Source organism: Pseudomonas sp. PB3P13 (genome assembly GCF_054897735.1).
This window is the reverse complement of sequence record NZ_CM142702.1, coordinates 1,400,753-1,421,228: the sequence shown is the minus strand read 5'-3', so window position 1 is coordinate 1,421,228 and position 20,476 is coordinate 1,400,753. Positions and strand designations below refer to the sequence as shown.

18 protein-coding genes are annotated in these 20,476 nt (G+C 58.3%); 2 read left to right on the top strand and 16 right to left on the bottom strand.

The annotated features are described in order from the left end of the window. The first annotated feature begins 43 nt into the window (after nucleotides 1-43). Nucleotides 44-367 carry a ferredoxin FdxA gene (gene fdxA / locus ACYZT1_RS06315; RefSeq protein WP_462018168.1) on the top strand — a complete coding sequence of 108 codons (324 nt, stop codon included), beginning with the start codon at nucleotides 44-46 and terminating at the stop codon, nucleotides 365-367. Nucleotides 368-832: 465 nt separating this feature from the next. Here fdxA and rpoS read toward each other — a convergent pair whose 3' ends face one another. The 8 genes from rpoS to ACYZT1_RS06275 form a co-directional block, all read right to left on the bottom strand. Further along, on the bottom strand, nucleotides 833-1,840 hold the full coding sequence (rpoS, locus tag ACYZT1_RS06310; protein ID WP_462018167.1) for an RNA polymerase sigma factor RpoS: 1,008 nt from the start codon (nucleotides 1,838-1,840) through the stop codon (nucleotides 833-835). Between the two features lie 105 nt (nucleotides 1,841-1,945). Next, entirely contained in the window at nucleotides 1,946-2,803 is an 858-nt protein-coding gene (locus ACYZT1_RS06305) for a peptidoglycan DD-metalloendopeptidase family protein (RefSeq protein ID WP_462018166.1), read from the bottom strand. 200 nt (nucleotides 2,804-3,003) lie between these two features. Further along, nucleotides 3,004-3,639, bottom strand: coding sequence for a protein-L-isoaspartate(D-aspartate) O-methyltransferase (locus ACYZT1_RS06300; protein WP_462019198.1), 636 nt, complete (start codon nucleotides 3,637-3,639; stop codon nucleotides 3,004-3,006). Between the two features lie 41 nt (nucleotides 3,640-3,680). After that, nucleotides 3,681-4,430 carry a 5'/3'-nucleotidase SurE gene (gene surE / locus ACYZT1_RS06295; protein ID WP_462018165.1) on the bottom strand — a complete coding sequence of 250 codons (750 nt, stop codon included), beginning with the start codon at nucleotides 4,428-4,430 and terminating at the stop codon, nucleotides 3,681-3,683. Beyond that, nucleotides 4,418-5,476, bottom strand: coding sequence for a tRNA pseudouridine(13) synthase TruD (gene truD / locus ACYZT1_RS06290; RefSeq protein WP_462018164.1), 1,059 nt, complete (start codon nucleotides 5,474-5,476; stop codon nucleotides 4,418-4,420). The genes surE and truD overlap by 13 nt, the downstream gene beginning before the upstream one ends. Continuing rightward, nucleotides 5,473-5,946: a 2-C-methyl-D-erythritol 2,4-cyclodiphosphate synthase gene (ispF, locus tag ACYZT1_RS06285; protein WP_010462780.1), complete on the bottom strand. Its 474-nt coding sequence runs from the start codon at nucleotides 5,944-5,946 to the stop codon at nucleotides 5,473-5,475. The genes truD and ispF overlap by 4 nt, the downstream gene beginning before the upstream one ends. A gap of 43 nt (nucleotides 5,947-5,989) precedes the next feature. After that, entirely contained in the window at nucleotides 5,990-6,835 is an 846-nt protein-coding gene (gene fghA, locus ACYZT1_RS06280; RefSeq protein ID WP_462018163.1) for an S-formylglutathione hydrolase, read from the bottom strand. A 91-nt stretch (nucleotides 6,836-6,926) separates the two neighbouring features. Then, the gene (locus ACYZT1_RS06275) at nucleotides 6,927-8,039 is read right to left on the bottom strand and encodes an S-(hydroxymethyl)glutathione dehydrogenase/class III alcohol dehydrogenase (RefSeq protein WP_462018162.1); all 1,113 of its coding nucleotides are present in this window, start codon (nucleotides 8,037-8,039) and stop codon (nucleotides 6,927-6,929) included. A gap of 107 nt (nucleotides 8,040-8,146) precedes the next feature. On the opposite strand from ACYZT1_RS06275, the gene ACYZT1_RS06270 reads away from it, so the two are divergent. After that, nucleotides 8,147-9,043: a LysR substrate-binding domain-containing protein gene (locus tag ACYZT1_RS06270; protein ID WP_462018161.1), complete on the top strand. Its 897-nt coding sequence runs from the start codon at nucleotides 8,147-8,149 to the stop codon at nucleotides 9,041-9,043. Between the two features lie 11 nt (nucleotides 9,044-9,054). Here the strand turns inward: ACYZT1_RS06270 and ispD are convergent, their stop codons facing one another. The 8 genes from ispD to dnaE form a co-directional block, all read right to left on the bottom strand. Beyond that, nucleotides 9,055-9,765, bottom strand: a complete 711-nt coding sequence (ispD, locus tag ACYZT1_RS06265) for a 2-C-methyl-D-erythritol 4-phosphate cytidylyltransferase (RefSeq protein WP_462018160.1) — start codon at nucleotides 9,763-9,765, stop codon at nucleotides 9,055-9,057. Beyond that, nucleotides 9,762-10,040, bottom strand: a complete 279-nt coding sequence (ftsB, locus tag ACYZT1_RS06260) for a cell division protein FtsB (protein ID WP_462018159.1) — start codon at nucleotides 10,038-10,040, stop codon at nucleotides 9,762-9,764. Before ftsB ends, ispD begins: the two co-directional genes overlap by 4 nt. Nucleotides 10,041-10,211: 171 nt before the next feature. Continuing rightward, nucleotides 10,212-11,501, bottom strand: a complete 1,290-nt coding sequence (gene eno / locus ACYZT1_RS06255; protein ID WP_462018158.1) for a phosphopyruvate hydratase — start codon at nucleotides 11,499-11,501, stop codon at nucleotides 10,212-10,214. Between the two features lie 90 nt (nucleotides 11,502-11,591). Next, nucleotides 11,592-12,437, bottom strand: coding sequence for a 3-deoxy-8-phosphooctulonate synthase (gene kdsA / locus ACYZT1_RS06250; RefSeq protein WP_462018157.1), 846 nt, complete (start codon nucleotides 12,435-12,437; stop codon nucleotides 11,592-11,594). Nucleotides 12,438-12,442: 5 nt separating this feature from the next. Continuing rightward, nucleotides 12,443-14,074 carry a CTP synthase gene (locus tag ACYZT1_RS06245; RefSeq protein ID WP_462018156.1) on the bottom strand — a complete coding sequence of 544 codons (1,632 nt, stop codon included), beginning with the start codon at nucleotides 14,072-14,074 and terminating at the stop codon, nucleotides 12,443-12,445. A 274-nt stretch (nucleotides 14,075-14,348) separates the two neighbouring features. Beyond that, nucleotides 14,349-15,677 (bottom strand): tRNA lysidine(34) synthetase TilS, encoded by a 1,329-nt coding sequence (gene tilS, locus ACYZT1_RS06240; protein WP_462018155.1) that lies wholly within the window; start codon nucleotides 15,675-15,677, stop codon nucleotides 14,349-14,351. Nucleotides 15,678-15,802: 125 nt separating this feature from the next. Further along, complete coding sequence (locus ACYZT1_RS06235) at nucleotides 15,803-16,750, bottom strand: acetyl-CoA carboxylase carboxyltransferase subunit alpha (RefSeq protein WP_462018154.1); 948 nt, start codon at nucleotides 16,748-16,750, stop codon at nucleotides 15,803-15,805. 140 nt (nucleotides 16,751-16,890) lie between these two features. Then, nucleotides 16,891-20,412, bottom strand: coding sequence for a DNA polymerase III subunit alpha (gene dnaE, locus ACYZT1_RS06230; RefSeq protein WP_462018153.1), 3,522 nt, complete (start codon nucleotides 20,410-20,412; stop codon nucleotides 16,891-16,893). Nucleotides 20,413-20,476: the final 64 nt, after the last annotated feature.

Genomic DNA, 20,476 nt, shown 5'->3' with positions numbered 1-20,476 from the left:
ACGTGAAGGGGCTCCGCTGCCGCCGCCTGAGGAGAGAATTAGAATGACCTTCGTCGTCACCGACAACTGCATCAAGTGCAAGTACACCGACTGCGTAGAAGTCTGTCCGGTGGACTGCTTTTACGAAGGCCCGAACTTCCTGGTGATTCACCCGGATGAGTGCATCGACTGCGCACTGTGCGAACCCGAATGCCCTGCCGTGGCGATCTTCTCCGAAGATGAGGTTCCTGCAGGCATGGAGAACTTCATACAGTTGAACGTGGAATTGGCCGAGATATGGCCAAACATCACTGAGCGAAAAGAGCCGTTGCCGGAATCCGCGGCCTGGGATGGCAAACCCGGCAAGATCGAACACCTCGAACGCTGATCATCGCGCACCGGAAAAGGCCCCTTGCGGGCCTTTTTGCTTTTCTGCAGGCAAAAAAAGGGGCGGTTTGACCCGCCCACATTTTCCCTATTCCCTGTATTCCTTTTCATCGTCCTGATGAATTGCTTCCTGCAATGTCCTTCCCCTCATCCCTGAAGGTCGTGCCTGTCCGTCGGCACAACCTGGATACTAGAGGGTTTCCAGACAAGAGCAATTGGGTAGGCTCGACCCGAAATCGCAGGCAGTAGCCCGCGGCAATTCAAAAATAACGAGAGAAATCATCGAGTTGACCAAGAGCCATTCTGCACAATGGCCATGCACCCAAGTGGAAAGTTAATGAACACCTACGCAAGAGTAAGCCGAGGCTTACACTTTGAGGCTACAAATCCCAAACTCAATGAAGGGAATGTCAGGAAACAAAAAGCCCCGAACCAATCGGGGCTTTTTGTAATTTGCCGAGTGCGTTTATTGAAACAGCGACTCGCTCGACAAACCATTCTTCTCGAGAATTTCGCGAAGGCGTTTGAGCCCCTCAACCTGAATCTGTCTGACTCGCTCGCGGGTCAGACCGATTTCCAGGCCTACATCCTCAAGCGTGCTGCTCTCGTGGCCGCGCAGACCGAACCGGCGAACCACCACTTCGCGTTGCTTGTCGGTCAATTCCGAAAGCCATTGATCGATGCTCTGCGACAAGTCGTCGTCCTGCAGCAACTCGCATGGATCGGTAGGACGGTCATCGGTAAGGGTGTCCAGCAAGGTTTTATCCGAATCCGGACCCAGCGAGACGTCGACTGAGGAAACCCGCTCGTTCAGGCCGAGCATACGTTTGACCTCCGCAACCGGCTTTTCCAGCAGATTGGCGATTTCTTCAGGGGAGGGTTCGTGATCGAGTTTCTGCGTCAGCTCGCGTGCCGCCCGCAGGTACACGTTAAGCTCTTTGACCACATGGATCGGCAACCTGATCGTCCGGGTCTGATTCATGATCGCCCGCTCGATGGTCTGACGAATCCACCATGTCGCGTAGGTCGAGAAGCGGAAGCCACGTTCAGGATCGAATTTTTCAACCGCCCGGATCAGTCCGAGGTTCCCCTCCTCGATGAGATCCAGCAGCGACAGCCCGCGGTTGACATAACGTCTGGCAATTTTCACCACCAGCCGCAGGTTGCTTTCGATCATGCGTTTGCGCCCGGCCGGATCGCCACTTTGCGACAAGCGCGCAAAGTGAACTTCTTCTTCTGGGGACAGGAGCGGGGAAAAGCCGATTTCATTGAGATACAGCTGCGTAGCGTCGAGCGCGCGCGTGTAATCAATGTATTTGTGTTGCTTCAACGAAGTTGAGTTTTTGGCTTTGGCACGAACGGAAGGTGTAGCAGCCCCTTCATCATTCAACATCGAATCCGTACCGATACCGGTCTCCATGAGGAGAACCTCATCGTCGATGTCAAACTCCGGCACTTCTTTACTGAGAGCCATTGTTATAGTCCTTTGGTGAGTTCGACCTCAAGCTCAAGCGACGCCTCAATCCTTGGCAACGCTGGAGCCTGTCCCCTCTACGCGACGGAACAGGCTGGAAAGCAATCAACGACGCGGCAGGAATTGCAGCGGATCTACAGGTTTACCTTGTCGGCGAATCTCAAAATGCAGTTTCACCCGGTCTGTACCCGTTGACCCCATTTCGGCAATTGTTTGCCCGACCTTGACCTGCTGCCCCTCCCGAACCAACAGCCTGCGGTTATGTCCGTAGGCACTGACGTAGGTATCGCTGTGTTTAATGATGACTAATTCGCCGTAGCCCCTTAAGCCACTCCCGGCGTATACGACCGTCCCATCAGACGCAGCTAAAACAGGCTGTCCCAAATCTCCGGCGATATCAATTCCTTTATTCAAACTGCCGTTTGAAGAGAATTTTCCAATCAGAATGCCATTAGAAGGCCACCCCCAGCCGGTCGGGGCCGGGCCCGCAGGAGGCATGGGCGCCGCGGACGGTTTGTTTGCGACGGACGGTACAACCACCGCAGCGCCCCCTGTCGCACCTGCGGCTGGACGTCGAAATACCGTGGTTTTACTCGACGATGAGGGTGTTGAAGTTGTTGAAGTGGTCACCGTTGTTGGCGTTGAACCGGTACGTCCATCGAAGCGAATTGTCTGACCCGGACGGATCGTGTACGGCGCTGGAATATTGTTTCGGGCCGCCAGTGCCTTGTAGTCCCAGCCGTAGCGGAAAGCGATCGAGAACAAAGTGTCTTTCGGTCGAACCACATACTGACCCGTGGTCACTGCCGGGCGCTGAGCCGCGGCTTTATTGCGATCAACGACGCGCACGTCGCTGGATTTGTTGCTGGAACAACCAACCAGCAAGGTGCTCAAGACAAGGCCAGTCACCAGGCGCTGAAAGCTCGTTGTACCCATTCGCTGCGCAATGACTGTGAGACTCACCCGCCGCTCCCTTTGTGGTGGCTGAAAATAGGCTTGCCGAAATTCGGCATGAAGTGTTGCAAGTGTAACGGGCTGTGCAGCCTCTACTTATAATCGCGCAGAGCACACGTTTGCGCCCCGACGATCCAATCCGTTTAACTGACCAGCGCCGCTGTAAGACAAAGCCGAATCAAGAGAATTCAGCGTGTAGTAACAAAAGCTCAGGCCAGAGGCCCATTCAGTAAAGGGACGAATCGCACGGAGCCAAGGATTCGCCGGGAAAAACCGTGCTCTTCTCGGATGATCAGCATCAGTTGCTGAACCTCACCAGCCCCAACCGGGATGACGAGCCGCCCTCCGGGCGCCAGCTGATCGAGCAATGCCTGCGGCACGTCGGTCGCCACAGCGGTCACGATGATGCCGTTATAGGGCGCGAGTGCCGGCCACCCTTCCCAGCCGTCCCCCCAACGAAACACCACATTGCGCAGGTTCAGATTGACCATCCGTTCCTTGGCCCGGTCCTGCAAGACCTTAATGCGCTCGACCGAAAATACCCGCTCCACCAGTTGCGACAGGATAGCGGTCTGATAACCCGAACCCGTGCCAATTTCCATCACCTTGTCCAGCGGACCTGCTTCCAGTAGCAGCTCACTCATGCGGGCCACCATGTACGGCTGGGAAATTGTCTGGTTGTTGCCGATCGGCAACGCCGTATCTTCGTAGGCGCGATGCGCAAGCGCTTCGTCGACGAACAGATGACGCGGCGTCCGGCGGATGACTTCCAGCACCTTGGCGTTGCAAATGCCTTCCTCGTACAACCGCTGAATCAACCGCTCGCGGGTTCTTTGGGAGGTCATCCCGATGCCGCGATGCAACATGTGGTCTTGTTCACGAGCCATTATCGAAGTCCCTCCAGCCAGCCGTCGAGACTTCCGAAAGCATCATTGAAGGTGCGATCCAGCTGCAAGGGTGTAATCGATACATAACCCTGCATCACTGCATGGAAATCGGTGCCCGGGCCGCCGTCTTCGGCGTCGCCCGCAGCGGCGATCCAGTAGCCGGATTTGCCGCGAGGATCGACCACCTTCATCGGGGCCGCGGCGCGGGCGCGATGACCTAAACGGGTCAACTGGATCCCGCGGATATGATCCAGCGGCAGATTGGGAATATTCACGTTCAGCACCGTACGCGGTGGCAGATCGAGGTCGGCGTGAGCCTCCACGAGTTTGCGCGCAAAATAGGCGGCCGTGGAAAGGTTGTCGACCTGACGCGAGACCAACGAAAAAGCAAACGAGGGACGCTCGAGAAAGCGCCCTTCAAGGGCCGCCGCTACGGTACCGGAATAGAGCACGTCGTCACCCAGGTTGGCGCCGAGGTTGATCCCGGAAACCACCATATCGGGCACCGCTTCCAGCAACCCGTTGAGCCCCAGATGCACGCAATCGGTCGGCGTGCCATTCAGGCTGATGAAGCCGTTGGCAAGGATTTGCGGGTGCAACGGACGGTCGAGCGTCAGCGAACTGCTGGCGCCACTTTTGTCCTGGTCCGGGGCGATAACCACGCACTCGGTGTAATCCGCCAGCGCAGCATGAAGCGCGGCGAGACCGGGTGCGGCTACCCCATCGTCGTTAGAAATCAGAATACGCATGGGCTGTCCGTCTGCCCCACCGGCACCAGATCGACAAGTTCGCGCACCAATACGGTGGCAAAGCATCCGGCCGGCAGGACGAATTCCAGTTGCAGAATGTCAGGCTCGGGATAATGCCACGTCAACCCGGCAATGGGCAGTCGCAGGATGCGACGTTCGTGGCTCATACCGGCGTTGATCAACCAATCGCGAAGGTCAGCTTCGCGCGCGGCGATCGCCTGCTCCAACTCATGGACAGCGCCCATGGCCGGCGAGTCACCTTCGCCCCACTGCGGGCCGGTCGGATGCAGGTCGAGAATCGCCAGACGCGGGTCGCTGCACTCGGCCTCACCGGCCGGGAAAAAACTGCGGCTGTCGGTGAAGGCCAGCAGGTCGCCTGGTTGGGCACGCTGCCAGGTGCCATCGGCAACACGTGCGGCCAACACCTGGTTGAACAGGAAACTGCGCGCCGTGGAAAGCAGACGCGAGCGCACATTGCGCTGCTCCGGCAATGCCTTGCGCGCAGCCCACGCCCGGGCGTCGACCACATTACCGCCGTCAAAGCCAAAACGTTGAGCGCCGAAATAATTGGGAATACCTTGGGTAGCGATCAATTGCAGACGTTCTTCAATCGCCACTTTGTCGCCGGCAAATTGCGTCAATCGCAAGGTGAAACCGTTGGCCGAATGCGCGCCCCGCTGCAGCTTGCGTCTGTGCCGACCGGTCTTGAGAATTTTCAGCGTGTCGTTTCCCGCCGCCGCCAGATCCGGATCGGCCTTGCCCGGCAATTGCACGCTGAACCACTGACGCGTGAGCGCCTGGCGATCCTTGAGCCCCGCATAACTGACCGTACGCAACGGAACGCCCGCCGCTTTAGCAATGCGCCGTGCAGCTTCTTCGGTATTCAGCCCGCGTTTCTCCACCCAGATCCACAAGTGCTCGCCATCGCCACTCAGCGGAATGTCGAGCACCTCGTCGACTTGAAAATCTTCCGCGGTGGCTTTCAACACCGCGGTGCCAAGTGCCTCACCGTAGGCCCGCGGACCAAGCAATTGCGATTCATTCATGCGCGCAGCAACAAGGCAACGGAATGCACGGCAATGCCCTCTTCGCGGCCTACAAAACCAAGCTTCTCGGTGGTGGTAGCTTTCACGTTCACTTGATCCAACTCAACTTGAAGATCCGCGGCAATCAGCGCGCGCATCGATTCGATATGCGGGGCCATTTTCGGCGCCTGGGCGACGATGGTGTTGTCGACGTTGCCGACTTTCCAGCCTTTGGCGTGAATCAGCGCGACAACATGGCGCAACAGCACGCGGCTGTCGGCGCCCTTGAATGTCGGGTCGGTGTCCGGGAAGTGTTTGCCGATATCACCCAACGCGGCCGCGCCGAGCAAGGCATCGCTCAAGGCGTGCAGCAGGACGTCACCGTCGGAATGAGCGAGCAGCCCGAAGCCGTGTGCGATACGCACGCCGCCCAGGGTAATGAAATCGCCTTCAGCGAAACGGTGCACATCATAGCCGTGGCCAATACGCATAAAAAAACGCCCCGATTTTTGTCAGGGCGTGATTCTACCTGCATTAGAGGCCTAGAGCGCGTCCATGATGCTGCAAGTGGTCGTCGATGAAACTGGCGATAAAGAAATAGCTATGGTCGTAGCCCGGTTGCAGGCGCAACGTCAGCGAATGCCCGGCCTGTTTCGCCGCCTGCTGCAAAGCTTCGGGCTTGAGCTGGGTTGCGAGGAAATCATCGCGATCACCCTGGTCGATTAGCAGCGGCAGCTTCTCGTCAGCGTCGGCAATCAATGCACAGGCATCCCATTCGCGCCACTTGGAACGGTCTTCTCCCAAGTAGCGGGAAAAAGCCTTTTGGCCCCAAGGGCAATCCATCGGGTTGTTGATCGGCGAAAACGCCGACACCGATTGATAACGCCCTGGGTTGCGCAAAGCACACACCAGCGCGCCATGGCCGCCCATGGAATGCCCACTGATGCCACGCCTGTCGGACGCCGGGAAATGGGCTTCGACCAATGCCGGCAATTCCTGCACCACGTAGTCGTGCATCCGATAGTGCCGCGACCACGGTTCCTGCGTGGCATTCAGATAAAACCCCGCCCCAAGACCGAAGTCCCAGGCGCCATCCGGATCATCCGGCACGTCGGGGCCGCGAGGGCTGGTGTCCGGCGCAACAATGATCAACCCGAGCTCGGCGGCCATGCGCATTGCGCCGGCCTTGTGCATGAAATTTTCGTCGGTGCAGGTCAGCCCCGACAACCAGTACAGCACCGGCAGTTTGCCGCCCTGCTCTGCTTGCGGCGGCAGGTACACGGCGAACACCATGTCGCAACCGAGCACTTCTGAGCGATGGCGATAACGCTTGTGCCAACCGCCAAAACTTTTCTGGCAGGAGATATTTTCCAGGCTCATGGGCTTCCTCAGCTACAAGCCCCAAGCTTCAAGCTGCAGGAGAAGCACCGTGCCCCCTTGCAGCTTGTCGCTTGCAGCTTGCCGCTTTCTCTTAGAAATGAATGACGGAACGGATGCTTTTGCCTTCGTGCATCAGGTCAAACGCCTTGTTGATATCTTCCAGACCCATCGTGTGGGTGATGAAAGTATCCAGCGGGATTTCACCGGTTTCAGCCATGTCGACATAGCTTGGCAACTCGGTGCGCCCACGCACGCCGCCAAACGCCGAACCGCGCCAGACGCGGCCGGTGACCAGCTGGAATGGCCGGGTGGCGATTTCCTGACCGGCACCGGCGACGCCGATGATCACCGACTCGCCCCAACCTTTGTGGCAGCACTCAAGTGCGGCGCGCATCAACTGGACATTGCCGATGCATTCGAAGGAAAAGTCGACACCGCCATCGGTCATGTCGACGATGACTTCCTGGATCGGGCGATCGAAGTCTTTCGGGTTCACACAATCGGTTGCACCCAACTGCTTGGCAATCTCGAACTTGGCCGGGTTGATGTCGATGGCAATGATCCGCGCAGCCTTGGCTTTGACTGCGCCGATGACCGCTGACAAACCGATGCCGCCGAGGCCGAAAATCGCCACGGAGTCACCGGGTTTCACCTTGGCGGTGTTGAGTACCGCGCCGATACCGGTGGTCACACCGCAGCCCAACAGACAGACTTTCTCCAGCGGCGCTTCTTTCTGGATTTTGGCGACGGAAATTTCCGGCAGCACCGTGTATTCGGAGAACGTCGAGGTACCCATGTAGTGGAAAATCGACTGACCTTTGTAGGAAAAACGCGTAGTTCCGTCCGGCATCAGGCCTTTGCCCTGAGTCGAACGAATCGCCTGACACAGGTTGGTCTTGCCCGACAGGCAGAATTTGCACTGACGGCATTCCGGGGTGTACAGCGGAATCACGTGATCGCCAACGGCCACGGAGGTCACGCCTTCGCCGATCGCCTCGACCACCGCGCCGCCTTCGTGACCGAGGATCGACGGGAAGATGCCTTCCGGATCAGCACCGGACAGGGTGTAGGCATCGGTATGGCAGACACCGGAAGCCACCACACGCAGCAAGACTTCACCGGCCTTGGGCATGGCGACATCGACTTCGACGATCTCGAGAGGTTTCCTGGCCTCGAAGGCAACGGCGGCGCGCGACTTGATCATGGGGATCTCCAGCAGAATAAAAACAAGACATTCAGTGTAATACAGCGCCTTAATATGAATAATCGAGATGAAAGCAAAACATTATTGCCATACAGGGATAATCCTTGATGTCTGAAAATCGCTGGGAAGGGATCGACGAGTTTGTCGCGGTGGCTGAGTGCAGCCAATTCACCGCAGCCGCAGAGCGCCTTGGCGTCTCTTCCTCGCACATCAGTCGCCAGATCGTACGCCTTGAAGAGCGTCTTCAGACGCGATTGTTGTATCGCAGCACCCGTCGCGTGGCACTCACGGAAGCCGGACAAACATTTTTGCAGCACTGCCAGCGACTGCAGGATGGTCGCGATGAAGCCTTGCGCGCAGTCGGCGACCTGACCAGCGAGCCCAAAGGGATGCTGCGCATGACCTGTGCCGTGGCGTATGGCGAACGGTTCATCGTGCCACTGGTGACCCTCTTCATGGGCCTGTATCCGCAGCTGCGAATTGATATCGAGCTGAGCAACCGTCAGCTCGATCTGGTGCATGAAGGTCTGGACCTGGCGGTCCGTTTGGGGCGCTTACAGGACTCAAGACTCGTGGCGACGCGTCTCGCACCAAGGCGCATGTACCTGTGCGCGTCGCCGTCCTACCTGGAACGGTACGGCCGGCCACATAGCTTGTCGGAATTGAATCGGCACAATTGCCTCATTGGCAGCACAGATGTGTGGCAGCTGGAGCAGAACGGCAAGGAATTTTCCCAGCGGGTCCAGGGAAACTGGCGGTGCAACAGTGGCCAAGCGGTGCTGGATGCGGCGCTCCAAGGCGTCGGGTTGTGTCAGTTGCCGGATTACTATGTGCTGGAGCATTTGCGCAGCGGCGCGTTGATTTCGCTGCTGGAAGCCCACCAGCCGCCGAACACTGCAGTGTGGGCGCTTTATCCGCAGCAACGGCATCTGTCGCCGAAGGTCAGGAAGTTAGTGGATTTTTTGAAGGAAGGATTGGCCGAGCGGCCGGAGTACAGGGTTTGAGGGTTTGAAGATCAAAAGCGGCGATTAGTCCAACTCTGACGCAGCCATTCGAGATCTTCAGGCCGAGTGACTTTGAGGTTATCCGAGCGACCTTCTATCAATCGAGGGGCCAGGCCCGCCCACTCCATCGCCGATGCCTCATCGGTAATAGCCGCATCGGCCACCAGACTGTCAGCCAGCGCCCGATGCAGCGCACCGAGGCGAAACATCTGCGGCGTGTACGCTTGCCAGATCACACTGCGATCTACGGTTTCGACCACGCGACCATGCTGGTCGACCCGCTTCAGAGTATCGCGAGCCGGTACCGCCAACAGCCCGCCAACCGGATCATCGGCCAGCTCTCCGAGCAGCTTGTCCAGATCATCACGGCTCAGGTTCGGCCGCGCAGCATCGTGCACCAGCACCCAGTCTTCATCGTCAGCGCCCAACGCATGCAAATGCAGCAAGGCATTGAGTACCGACCCGGAACGCTCGGCGCCGCCATCAACCCGCTGAATGCGCGAATCGAAAGCACAGGGCAACTCGGGCCAGTAAGGATCATCGACAGCAATACTCACCACCAACCCCTTCAGGGCAGGATGGTCGAGGAAACAGCCAAGGCTGTGTTCGAGAATTGTACGCCCGCCCAATTGCAGATATTGCTTGGGACGGTCCGCGGCCATTCGGGCACCGACGCCCGCGGCGGGAATCACCGCCCAGAAGGCCGGTAACGAGGAATTCATTGTGCGAGCTGGTAAAGGGTTTCACCGTCCTTGACCATGCCCAACTCATGACGAGCCCGTTCTTCCACGGTCTCCATGCCTTTTTTCAGCTCACTGACTTCGGCGTCCATCACTCGATTGCGCTCCAGCAAGCCTTCGTTCTCTGCGCGCTGATCGGCGATCTGCTGAGTCAGCTCGGCCACGTGCGCAAGGCTGCCATTACCAACCCACAGGCGGTATTGCAGGCCCGCCAGCAGCAGGAGCAGAACGAGGAACAACCAGTTGGGACTGCGCATCGAATATCAGGTATCCAGTGAAAAAAGACAGCCATGCCAAAACTTTGAAGCTTCTGATAGCACGAAGCCTGGAATATCCAGGCTTGTGCTGATAAGGCATCAGATTAGTGGCAAAACCATCGCAGTCACGATTTTTTCGACACTTTCCGCTGTCCTTTTACCAGTTAACGGTTAACCGCGAAACTCGCTGCGGCCGTTGTACCTGGCTTTGCCATTCAACTGCTCTTCGATGCGCAGCAGTTGGTTGTACTTGGAAACGCGGTCCGAACGGCACAGCGAGCCGGTTTTGATCTGGCCAGCCGCGGTGCCCACTGCCAGGTCGGCAATGGTCGAATCTTCGGTTTCGCCGGAGCGGTGCGAGATCACAGCGGTGTAACCAGCGGCCTTGGCCATCTGGATAGCTTCCAGGGTTTCGGTCAAAGTTCCGATCTGGTTGAACTTGATCAGAATCGAGTTGGCGATCTTTTTATCGATGCCTTCTTTCAGGATCTTGGTGTTGGTCACGAACAGGTCGTCGCCTACCAGCTGGGTTTTCTCGCCGATCTTGTCGGTGAGGATTTTCCAGCCAGCCCAGTCGGACTCGTCCAGGCCATCTTCGATGGAGATGATCGGGTAACGCTCGGTCAGACCTTTCAGGTAGTCGGCGAAACCTTCAGCAGTGAACACCTGACCTTCGCCGGACAGGTTGTATTGACCGTCTTCGTAGAATTCACTGGCGGCGCAATCCAAAGCCAGGGTCACGTCGGTGCCCAGCTTGTAACCGGCGTTGGCCACGGCTTCGGAAATGACTTTCAGCGCGTCTTCGTTGGAAGCCAGGTTCGGCGCGAAACCACCTTCGTCACCCACTGCAGTGCTCAGGCCACGGGCCTTCAGAACGGCCTTGAGGTGATGGAAAATCTCGGTGCCCATGCGCAGACCTTCCGAGAAAGACTTGGCGCCAACCGGCTGCACCATGAATTCCTGGATGTCGACGTTGTTATCGGCGTGCTCGCCACCGTTGATGATGTTCATCATCGGTACCGGCATCGAGTAAACGCCCGGCGTGCCGTTCAGGTTGGCGATGTGCGCGTACAGCGGCAGGTCCTGGTCCTGTGCGGCTGCCTTGGCCGCGGCCAGGGAAACGGCGAGAATCGCGTTGGCGCCCAGGGTCGCTTTGTTTTCGGTGCCGTCCAGCTTGATCATCGCGTGATCCAGCGCTTTCTGGTCGGCTGGATCAGTGCCCAACAGCAGGTCGCGAATCGGACCGTTGATGTTGGCGACAGCTTTCAGAACGCCCTTGCCCAGGTAACGGCTCTTGTCGCCATCACGCAGCTCGAGTGCTTCACGCGAGCCAGTGGAAGCACCGGAAGGCGCGCAGGCACTGCCGATGATGCCGTTATCGAGAAGCACGTCCGCTTCCACGGTGGGATTGCCACGGGAGTCGAGAACTTCACGACCTTTGATGTCGACGATTTTTGCCATTGTTGTAAACACTCCAAAGTTGACGAAAACGCTGAAACGATCGATTTATAACTTGTAGGTCACATTACTTTTGTGGGAGCCGGCCTTCGATTACGCGGTTTCCACAGCCGGAAAACTCTTCACCAGTTCGTCCAATGCTTTGAGCTGGACCAAAAATGGCTCCAGTTTGTCCAGACGCAAGGCGCAAGGACCGTCGCATTTCGCATTGTCCGGGTCCGGATGCGCTTCGAGGAATAAACCGGCAAGCGACTGGCTCATGCCCGCCTTCGCCAGGTCCAGGACCTGAGCGCGACGACCACCGGCAGAATCGGCACGACCACCAGGCATTTGCAGCGCGTGGGTCACGTCGAAAAACACCGGGTACTCGAATTGTTTCATGATGCCGAAACCGAGCATGTCAACGACCAGGTTGTTGTAGCCAAAACTCGAACCGCGTTCGCACAGGATCAACTGATCGTTACCCGCTTCGACGCATTTGCTCAGAATATGTTTCATTTCCTGAGGTGCGAGGAACTGGGCTTTCTTGATGTTGATCACCGCACCGGTCTTGGCCATCGCGACCACCAGGTCAGTCTGGCGCGACAGGAAGGCCGGCAGCTGAATGATGTCGCAGACTTCAGCGACGACCGCAGCCTGATCAGGCTCGTGGATGTCGGTGATGATCGGCACGCCGAAGGCTTGTTTGATATCCTGGAAAATCCGCATGCCCTCTTCCAGGCCAGGGCCACGGTAAGAGGTCACGGAAGAACGGTTGGCCTTGTCGAAGCTGGCCTTGAACACGTAAGGGATACCAAGTTTCCCGGTAACCTTCACGTACTCTTCGCACACCTGCATGGCCATGTCGCGGCTTTCCAGCACGTTCATGCCACCGAACAGCACCATCGGCTTGTCGTTGGCAATCTCGATATCGCCTACACGAATGATCTTCTGCGCCATCGGAGTTACGCCTTCTTCTGGTGTTGAGCCAAAGCTGCCTTGACGAAACCGCTGAACAACGGGTGACCGTCACGGGGCGTCGAGGTGAACTCGGGGTGGAACTGGCAAGCCACGAACCAAGGATGATCGGGCGCTTCTACCACTTCGACCAGCGCGCCATCGCCGGAACGACCGGAGATTTTCAGGCCGGCTTCCATGATCTGCGGCAGCAGGTTGTTGTTCACTTCGTAGCGATGACGGTGACGCTCGACGATCACATCCTTGGCGTAGCAATCGTGAACCAGCGAACCCGGCTCCAGCAGGCAATCCTGTGCGCCCAGGCGCATGGTGCCACCCAGATCGGACGTTTCGGTGCGGGTTTCGACAGCGCCGGTGGCATCTTCCCACTCGGTGATGAGACCCACGACCGGGTGACCGCTGGCGCGATTGAACTCGGTGGAGTTGGCGTCTTTCCAGCCCAGCACGTTACGAGCGAACTCGATGACGGCCACTTGCATGCCCAGACAGATGCCGAGGTACGGAACCTTGTTCTCGCGAGCGTATTGCACGGCAGTGATCTTGCCTTCCACGCCGCGCAGACCGAAGCCGCCCGGTACCAGGATCGCGTCGACACCTTCCAGCAGCGCAGTGCCCTGGTTTTCGATGTCTTCGGAATCGATGTAGCGCAAATTGACCTTGGTCCGGTTGCTGATGCCGGCGTGACTCATCGCTTCGATCAGCGACTTGTACGCGTCCAGCAGCTCCATGTACTTGCCGACCATCGCGATGGTGACTTCGTGTTCCGGGTTCAGCTTGGCGTCAACCACGGCTTCCCACTCGGACAGATCAGCGCCGCCACATTGCAGGCCGAAACGCTCGACGACAAAATCGTCCAGACCCTGCGAATGCAGAATGCCCGGAATCTTGTAGATGGTGTCGGCATCTTCCAGTGCGATCACCGCACGTTCTTCAACGTTGGTGAATTGCGCGATCTTGCGACGCGAGGAAATGTCGATCGGGTGGTCGGAGCGGCACACCAGCACGTCAGGTTGCAGGCCGATGGAACGCAGTTCCTTGACCGAGTGCTGGGTTGGCTTGGTTTTGGTTTCGCCAGCGGTGGCGATGTACGGCACCAGCGTCAGGTGCATCAGCATCGCGCGCTTGGCGCCGACTTCGAAACGCAACTGGCGAATCGCTTCGAGGAACGGTTGCGACTCGATGTCGCCCACGGTGCCACCGATCTCGACCATGGCCACGTCGGCATCGCCGGCGCCCTTGATGATCCGGCGCTTGATTTCGTCGGTGATGTGCGGGATCACCTGAATGGTCGCGCCCAGGTAATCACCACGGCGCTCTTTGCGCAGGACGTGTTCGTAAACACGGCCGGTGGTGAAGTTGTTGTTCTGGGTCATGGTGGTGCGGATGAACCGCTCGTAGTGGCCCAGGTCCAGGTCGGTCTCGGCGCCGTCGTGGGTGACGAACACTTCGCCGTGCTGGAACGGGCTCATGGTGCCCGGGTCGACGTTGATGTACGGGTCCAGCTTCAGCATGGTGACCTTAAGTCCCCGCGCCTCCAGGATGGCCGCCAATGAAGCCGAGGCAATGCCTTTCCCCAATGAAGAAACAACACCGCCCGTGACGAATATGTAGCGCGTCATGAAAAACCCTAGAAGTCTGCGTTAAAGCGGTCCGAGCCGCCGGGGAAAGCGAAGGAAGGCCGAAGCCCCCGATCACCTGCATTAATCACAGTGCAACCTTCGAAAAAACCGCCGCGTTGGGACAGACCGGAAAACGAAACACCGGTACGTTGATCGCTACACATTTTTTGGAATCGCCCAGCAAAGACTGCTTGGTAATCGGCAACTCCTGCAATTCAGGCGAATCCACAGAAGTTGTATCAAGAAGGGAGCGTAGTCTACCGGAAAGCCCCTATCAGCTCAAACCTTGATCTTCGGTTGGCGGCTGCCAATGCAAATTCCAGCCGTGCCGCGTATCGCCATCCAGGCCCCGCAGGTTCGCCACTGCCAGCAATTGCTCGCCCTGAAAGAGCAGCGGCAATCTGCCACGGACGAACGCAGGAACAGCCCTTTCGTTGAGCAATCGCTTGAGATCGCGATGGCCGCGTTCGGGCAGATGCATGACCTCACCGCCTTCACGATAGCGTATCTGCAAAGGTCCTTTCGGAACGCTTCCGCCGATCGTCACGACACCGTTATCCGGCAACGTCAGGGCCATCGCTGGCTCCACCCATTCGTTCGAAGCAGGCGAATTGCGCAACCAGGCGCCGGACAACCACCAGATTCGCCCACCGGCCCGATGCAGTTCGCCGTCGGCCAACGCCCAGATCGGTCGAGCATCCCCCGTCGCATCGCGCACATCGTCCCAACCCGACCAATGGTCGCTATCGGGCATGCCGGTCATTGGCGACAGCCAGTGACTCAGGGCATTACGCTGGCGAGCGGCGGACAGTGTTGCGAGCGGTGCCAATTCGAGGGACGGCAAACCCAGCCAATCGAATTCACCAACGGTTTGCGCAGGGGCCAGATCAATTTGCGCAAACTCATCGAGCACTCCCTGCGCCTCACGGAGGTGCGCAGCGCTACGGGCCATGTTCGCCCGGGCCTGGGGCCAGCGTTCGGTCAATGCCGGGAACACCTGATGACGAAGATAATTGCGCGAGAAGTGCCGGTCCTCGTTTGAAGGGTCTTCGATCCAGCTCAGTGCATGCTCGGAGGCGTAGGCTTCCAGCTCCACTCGTGAGACCTCCAGCAAGGGCCGCAGCAAATGCCCTTTGCCCAACGAGCGCTGACGCGGCATCCCTGCCAATCCTCTCACCCCTGCCCCACGTAGCAGCCGGAATAGCAGCGTTTCGGCCTGGTCGTCACGGTGTTGACCGGTGAGCAATACGTCACCGGCCTGGGTGACTGCGTTGAACGCACCATACCGCGCATCCCGCGCCGCACACTCGAGGCTGGCGCCGGGCCGGACGTTCACGCGGATTACCTGCAACGGCACGCCCAGCGCGTCGCAAACCGACTGACAGTGTTGCGGCCACGCATCCGCCGCAGCCTGAAGACCATGGTGAACGTGAATGGCTTTGAGTTCGGGGAGGGATTCGGCTTTAGCCAGATGTGCAAGAAGGTGCAGCAGGACGGTGGAATCAAGTCCGCCGGAGAAGGCGATGCGCCAGGTCGTCGCTTCGCGCCACGGTTTCAGATTCATCAAAAGCCGGGAAGGCAGATCGATATTGGAAGGATTCATAGAGATCGATCACTTCACATAAATCCCCTGTAGGAGATGCCGAAGGCTGCGATCTTTTGATTTGAAAATGCAAGATCAAAAGATCGCAGCCTTCGGCAGCTCCTACAGAGGAATAGCGAACACAGTTACAGACCGTAGCTCATCAGGCGCTCGTATCGACGGGTCAGCAGCGCTTCGCTATCGAATTCCTTGAGCATCGCCAGCTGGGAACTCAATTCCGCACGGATCGAAGCTGCCGCAGCGGCCGGATTGCGGTGAGCGCCGCCGAGCGGTTCGCCAATCACCTTGTCGACAATGCCCAGCCCTTTCAAACGCTCGGCCGTGATGCCCATTGCTTCCGCGGCATCCGGCGCTTTCTCGGCGGTTTTCCACAGAATCGAGGCACAGCCTTCCGGCGAGATCACCGCGTAAGTGGAGTACTGCAGCATGTTCAACTGATCGCACACGCCAATCGCCAGCGCACCGCCGGAACCGCCTTCACCAATCACGGTGGCGATGATCGGGGTTTTCAGACGGGCCATGACGCGCAGGTTCCAGGCAATCGCTTCGCTTTGGTTGCGCTCTTCGGCGTCGATGCCAGGGTAAGCGCCCGGCGTATCGATGAAGGTCAGGATCGGCATTTTGAATCGCTCGGCCATTTCCATCAGGCGGCACGCCTTGCGATAGCCTTCCGGACGTGGCATACCGAAATTACGACGAACCTTTTCGCGCACTTCGCGGCCTTTCTGGTGACCGATGATCATCACCGGCTGGTCATCGAGACGGGCAACACCGCCGACAATCGCAGCATCGTCGGAGAAGTGACGGTCACCGTGCAACTCATCGAACTCGGTGAAAATGTGTTCGATGTAATCCAGGGTGTAAGGGCGTTTCGGGTGACGCGCCAGACGTGCGATCTGCCAGCTGGTCAGCTTGCCGAAGATGTCCTCGGTCAGCGTGCTGCTTTTTTCCTGCAGGCGGGAGATCTCATCACCAATATTCAGCGAATTGTCATTACCGACCAAGCGCAACTCTTCGATCTTGGCTTGCAGGTCGGCGATCGGCTGTTCGAAATCCAGGAAATTCGGGTTCATAGGCGTCCGTCTAGGGTCGACGTCCAAGAGAGCTTGGGCCGGCCGGTTGTCTATTCGCGCCCTACCTTAAGGGACGGGCGCGTTCAGGTCGAGATTAAAAAATTCAGGTCGAGATCAGGCTGCTCGATGATGCCTGACCGTCAACGGTATTGGAGGAAGACGTTGTCTCGCCCGAACTGGTCACGCAGGGCTTGAATCAACGTATCCGCCGGGTCGATCCGCCAGGTCTCGCCAAACTGCAGCAAGGCCTTCGCGTCCGGGCTCGTGTATTCCATGGTGATCGGGCACGCGCCGCGATGACGCTTGAACAGCTCTCCCAGCCAGCGTAGCTGATCGCCCTTGAGGTCTTTGGTCTGCAATTTCAGGCGCAGGCTTTCGGCAAGGTTGGTGCGCGCATCTTCCATGCTCATGACGCGTTTGACCCGCAGGCGCAAGCCGCCGGAGAAATCATCGTTGCTGACCTCGCCTTCGACCACCACCATCGCGTCGGTCTGCAGCAGCGACTGTGCCGAATGAAAGGCCTCGGCGAACAGCGATGCCTCGATTCGGCCGGAGCGGTCGTCCAGGGTGATGAACCCCATCTTGTCGCCCTTTTTGTTTTTCATCACCCGTAGCGCGATGATCATGCCGGCGACGGTTTGCGTATCCCGGGCCGGCTTCAGGTCGATGATGCGCTGACGGGCGAAACGACGGATCTCACCTTCGTATTCGTCGATCGGGTGACCGGTCAGGTACAGGCCGAGGGTGTCTTTTTCACCTTTCAGGCGCTCCTTCAACGTCAGCTCTTTCGCCTTGCGGTGATTGGCGTAGACGTCAGCGTCCTCCTCGACGAACAACCCGCCGAACAGGTCGGCATGGCCGCTGTCATGAGTGCGCGCAGTTTGTTCGGCTGCTTTGATCGCCCCTTCCATCGCATGCAGCAGAATTGCACGATTCTGGTCGATGCTGGCTTGATAGGCTTTGGGCTCATCATGGAAACACGGGCCAAGACGGTCCAGCGCACCGCTGCGGATCAAACCGTCGAGGGTACGCTTGTTGATTCTTTTCAGATCCACCCGCGCGCAAAAATCGAACAGGTCCTTGAACGGCCCGTCCTGACGCGCCTCGGTAATCGCCTCCACCGGGCCTTCACCCACACCCTTGATCGCGCCGAGGCCGTAGATGATCCGGCCTTCGTCGTTCACCGTGAACTTGAACTCGGAAGTATTCACATCCGGCGCGTCGAGACGCAGCTTCATGGTGCGAATTTCTTCGATCAAGGTCACGACCTTGTCGGTGTTGTGCATGTCCGCCGACAACACCGCCGCCATGAACGGCGCCGGGTAGTGTGTCTTCAGCCATGCGGTCTGGTATGACACCAGCCCGTATGCGGCGGAGTGAGACTTGTTGAAGCCGTAGCCGGCGAATTTTTCCACCAGGTCGAAAATGTTTCCAGCCAGGTCGGCATCGATGTTGTTGGTCGCGCAACCTTCAATGAAACCGCCGCGCTGCTTGGCCATTTCTTCGGGCTTTTTCTTGCCCATGGCTCGACGCAGCATGTCCGCACCGCCAAGGGTGTAACCGGCCATGACCTGGGCAATCTGCATCACCTGTTCCTGATACAGGATGATGCCGTATGTCGGCGCCAGAACCGGCTTGAGGCCTTCGTACTGATAGTCCGAGTGCGGGTACGCCAGTTCGGCGCGTCCGTGCTTACGGTTGATAAAGTCGTCAACCATGCCCGATTGCAGCGGGCCCGGACGAAACAGCGCCACCAGTGCGATCAGGTCTTCCAGGCAGTCGGGCTTGAGCTTCTTGATCAGCTCTTTCATGCCGCGCGATTCAAGCTGGAACACCGCGGTGGTTTCGGCTTTTTGCAGCAGGGTGTAAGTCGGTTTGTCGTCGAGCGGGATGAACGCGATGTCGAGCGGCGGCTCGTCGACCTTGGCGCGGTCGCGGTTAATGGTTTTCAGCGCCCAGTCGATGACCGTCAAGGTGCGCAGGCCGAGGAAGTCGAACTTCACCAGACCGGCGGCTTCAACGTCGTCCTTGTCGAACTGGGTTACCAGGCCATCGCCTGCTTCGTCGCAATAGATCGGCGAGAAGTCGGTCAGCTTGGTCGGGGCGATCACCACGCCACCGGCATGCTTGCCGACGTTACGCACAACCCCTTCGAGCTTACGCGCCATCTCCCAGATTTCTGCAGCTTCTTCATCGACCTTGATGAAGTCACGCAGGATTTCTTCCTGCTCGTAGGCCTTTTCCAGGGTCATGCCGACTTCGAACGGAATCATCTTCGACAGACGATCCGCCAGGCCGTAGGACTTGCCCTGCACCCGCGCCACATCCCGCACCACAGCTTTTGCAGCCATGGAACCAAAGGTGATGATCTGGCTCACCGCATTGCGACCGTATTTCTCGGCCACATAGTCGATCACGCGGTCACGCCCGTCCATGCAGAAGTCGACGTCGAAGTCGGGCATGGATACCCGTTCCGGGTTAAGAAAACGTTCGAACAGCAGGTCGTATTCCAGCGGATCAAGGTCAGTGATCTTCTGCACATAGGCCACCAGCGAACCGGCACCCGACCCCCGGCCAGGGCCGACCGGCACGCCATTGCTCTTGGCCCACTGGATAAAGTCCATCACGATCAGGAAGTAACCGGGGAAGCCCATCTGGATAATGATATCCAGCTCGAAATTCAAGCGATCGACGTACACCTGGCGCTTGGCTTCATAGTCTTCGGTGGTGTCCCTGGGCAGCAGGACACTCAGGCGGTCTTCGAGACCATCGAACGACACCTTGCGGAAATATTCGTCGATGGTCATGCCATCGGGGATCGGAAAGTTGGGCAGAAAGTGCGTGCCCAGCTTAACTTCGATGTTACAGCGCTTGGCGATTTCGACGGTGTTCTGCAAGGCCTCGGGAATGTCGCTGAACAGCTCAGCCATTTCCTCGGCGCTTTTGAGGTACTGCTGATCGCTGTAATTTTTCGATCGTCGCGGATCGTCGAGGGCACGACCCTCACCGATGCAGACGCGGGTTTCGTGGGCTTCGAAATCTTCCTGCTTGAGGAAACGCACGTCGTTTGTCGCGACCAGTGGCGCACCGATTTTCTCGGCCAAGGCCACGGCAGCGTGCAGTTGTTCTTCGTCGTTCGGGCGGCTGGTGCGCTGGATTTCCAGATAAAAGCGGTCCGGAAAGACCGTCATCCATTCGCGCGCAAGGTTTTCGGCTTCTGCGGGATTGCCGCCAAGCAGGGCCAGGCCGATTTCGCCTTCCTTCGCTGCCGACAGCATGATCAAGCCTTCACTGGCTTGCGCTACCCATTCGCGCTCGATGATGATCGAACCATTGCGCTGACCGTCGATGAAGCCACGCGAGATCAGTTCGGTCAGGTTGCGATAGCCCACGGCGTTCATTGCCAGCAGGCTGATCCGGCTAAGGGCGTTGTCCGGATCCTTGTTCGACAGCCACAGGTCAGCGCCGCAGATCGGCTTGATCCCCGCGCCCATGGCAGCTTTATAGAATTTGACCAGCGCACACATGTTGTTCTGGTCGGTGACCGCCACGGCAGGCATGTTCATACCGACCAGGGTCTTGACCAGCGGTTTGATCCGCACCAGACCATCGACCAGGGAGTATTCAGAGTGCAGGCGTAGATGAACGAATGAAGCCGGCATGGTGATCCTGTCTGTGAACATGAAAACAACAAGGCCCGGATTGTACCGGGCCTTGGCGAAAACA

Coding starts and splice junctions, on each gene's coding strand:
- fdxA (WP_462018168.1), top strand. CDS start 44: ATGACCTTCGTCGTCACCGACAACTGCATCAAGTGCAAGTACACCGAC.
- rpoS (WP_462018167.1), bottom strand. CDS start 1,840: ATGGCTCTCAGTAAAGAAGTGCCGGAGTTTGACATCGACGATGAGGTT.
- ACYZT1_RS06300 (WP_462019198.1), bottom strand. CDS start 3,639: ATGACCTCCCAAAGAACCCGCGAGCGGTTGATTCAGCGGTTGTACGAG.
- surE (WP_462018165.1), bottom strand. CDS start 4,430: ATGCGTATTCTGATTTCTAACGACGATGGGGTAGCCGCACCCGGTCTC.
- truD (WP_462018164.1), bottom strand. CDS start 5,476: ATGAATGAATCGCAATTGCTTGGTCCGCGGGCCTACGGTGAGGCACTT.
- ispF (WP_010462780.1), bottom strand. CDS start 5,946: ATGCGTATTGGCCACGGCTATGATGTGCACCGTTTCGCTGAAGGCGAT.
- fghA (WP_462018163.1), bottom strand. CDS start 6,835: ATGAGCCTGGAAAATATCTCCTGCCAGAAAAGTTTTGGCGGTTGGCAC.
- ACYZT1_RS06275 (WP_462018162.1), bottom strand. CDS start 8,039: ATGATCAAGTCGCGCGCCGCCGTTGCCTTCGAGGCCAGGAAACCTCTC.
- ACYZT1_RS06270 (WP_462018161.1), top strand. CDS start 8,147: ATGTCTGAAAATCGCTGGGAAGGGATCGACGAGTTTGTCGCGGTGGCT.
- ispD (WP_462018160.1), bottom strand. CDS start 9,765: ATGAATTCCTCGTTACCGGCCTTCTGGGCGGTGATTCCCGCCGCGGGC.
- ftsB (WP_462018159.1), bottom strand. CDS start 10,040: ATGCGCAGTCCCAACTGGTTGTTCCTCGTTCTGCTCCTGCTGCTGGCG.
- eno (WP_462018158.1), bottom strand. CDS start 11,501: ATGGCAAAAATCGTCGACATCAAAGGTCGTGAAGTTCTCGACTCCCGT.
- kdsA (WP_462018157.1), bottom strand. CDS start 12,437: ATGGCGCAGAAGATCATTCGTGTAGGCGATATCGAGATTGCCAACGAC.
- ACYZT1_RS06245 (WP_462018156.1), bottom strand. CDS start 14,074: ATGACGCGCTACATATTCGTCACGGGCGGTGTTGTTTCTTCATTGGGG.
- tilS (WP_462018155.1), bottom strand. CDS start 15,677: ATGAATCCTTCCAATATCGATCTGCCTTCCCGGCTTTTGATGAATCTG.
- ACYZT1_RS06235 (WP_462018154.1), bottom strand. CDS start 16,750: ATGAACCCGAATTTCCTGGATTTCGAACAGCCGATCGCCGACCTGCAA.
- dnaE (WP_462018153.1), bottom strand. CDS start 20,412: ATGCCGGCTTCATTCGTTCATCTACGCCTGCACTCTGAATACTCCCTG.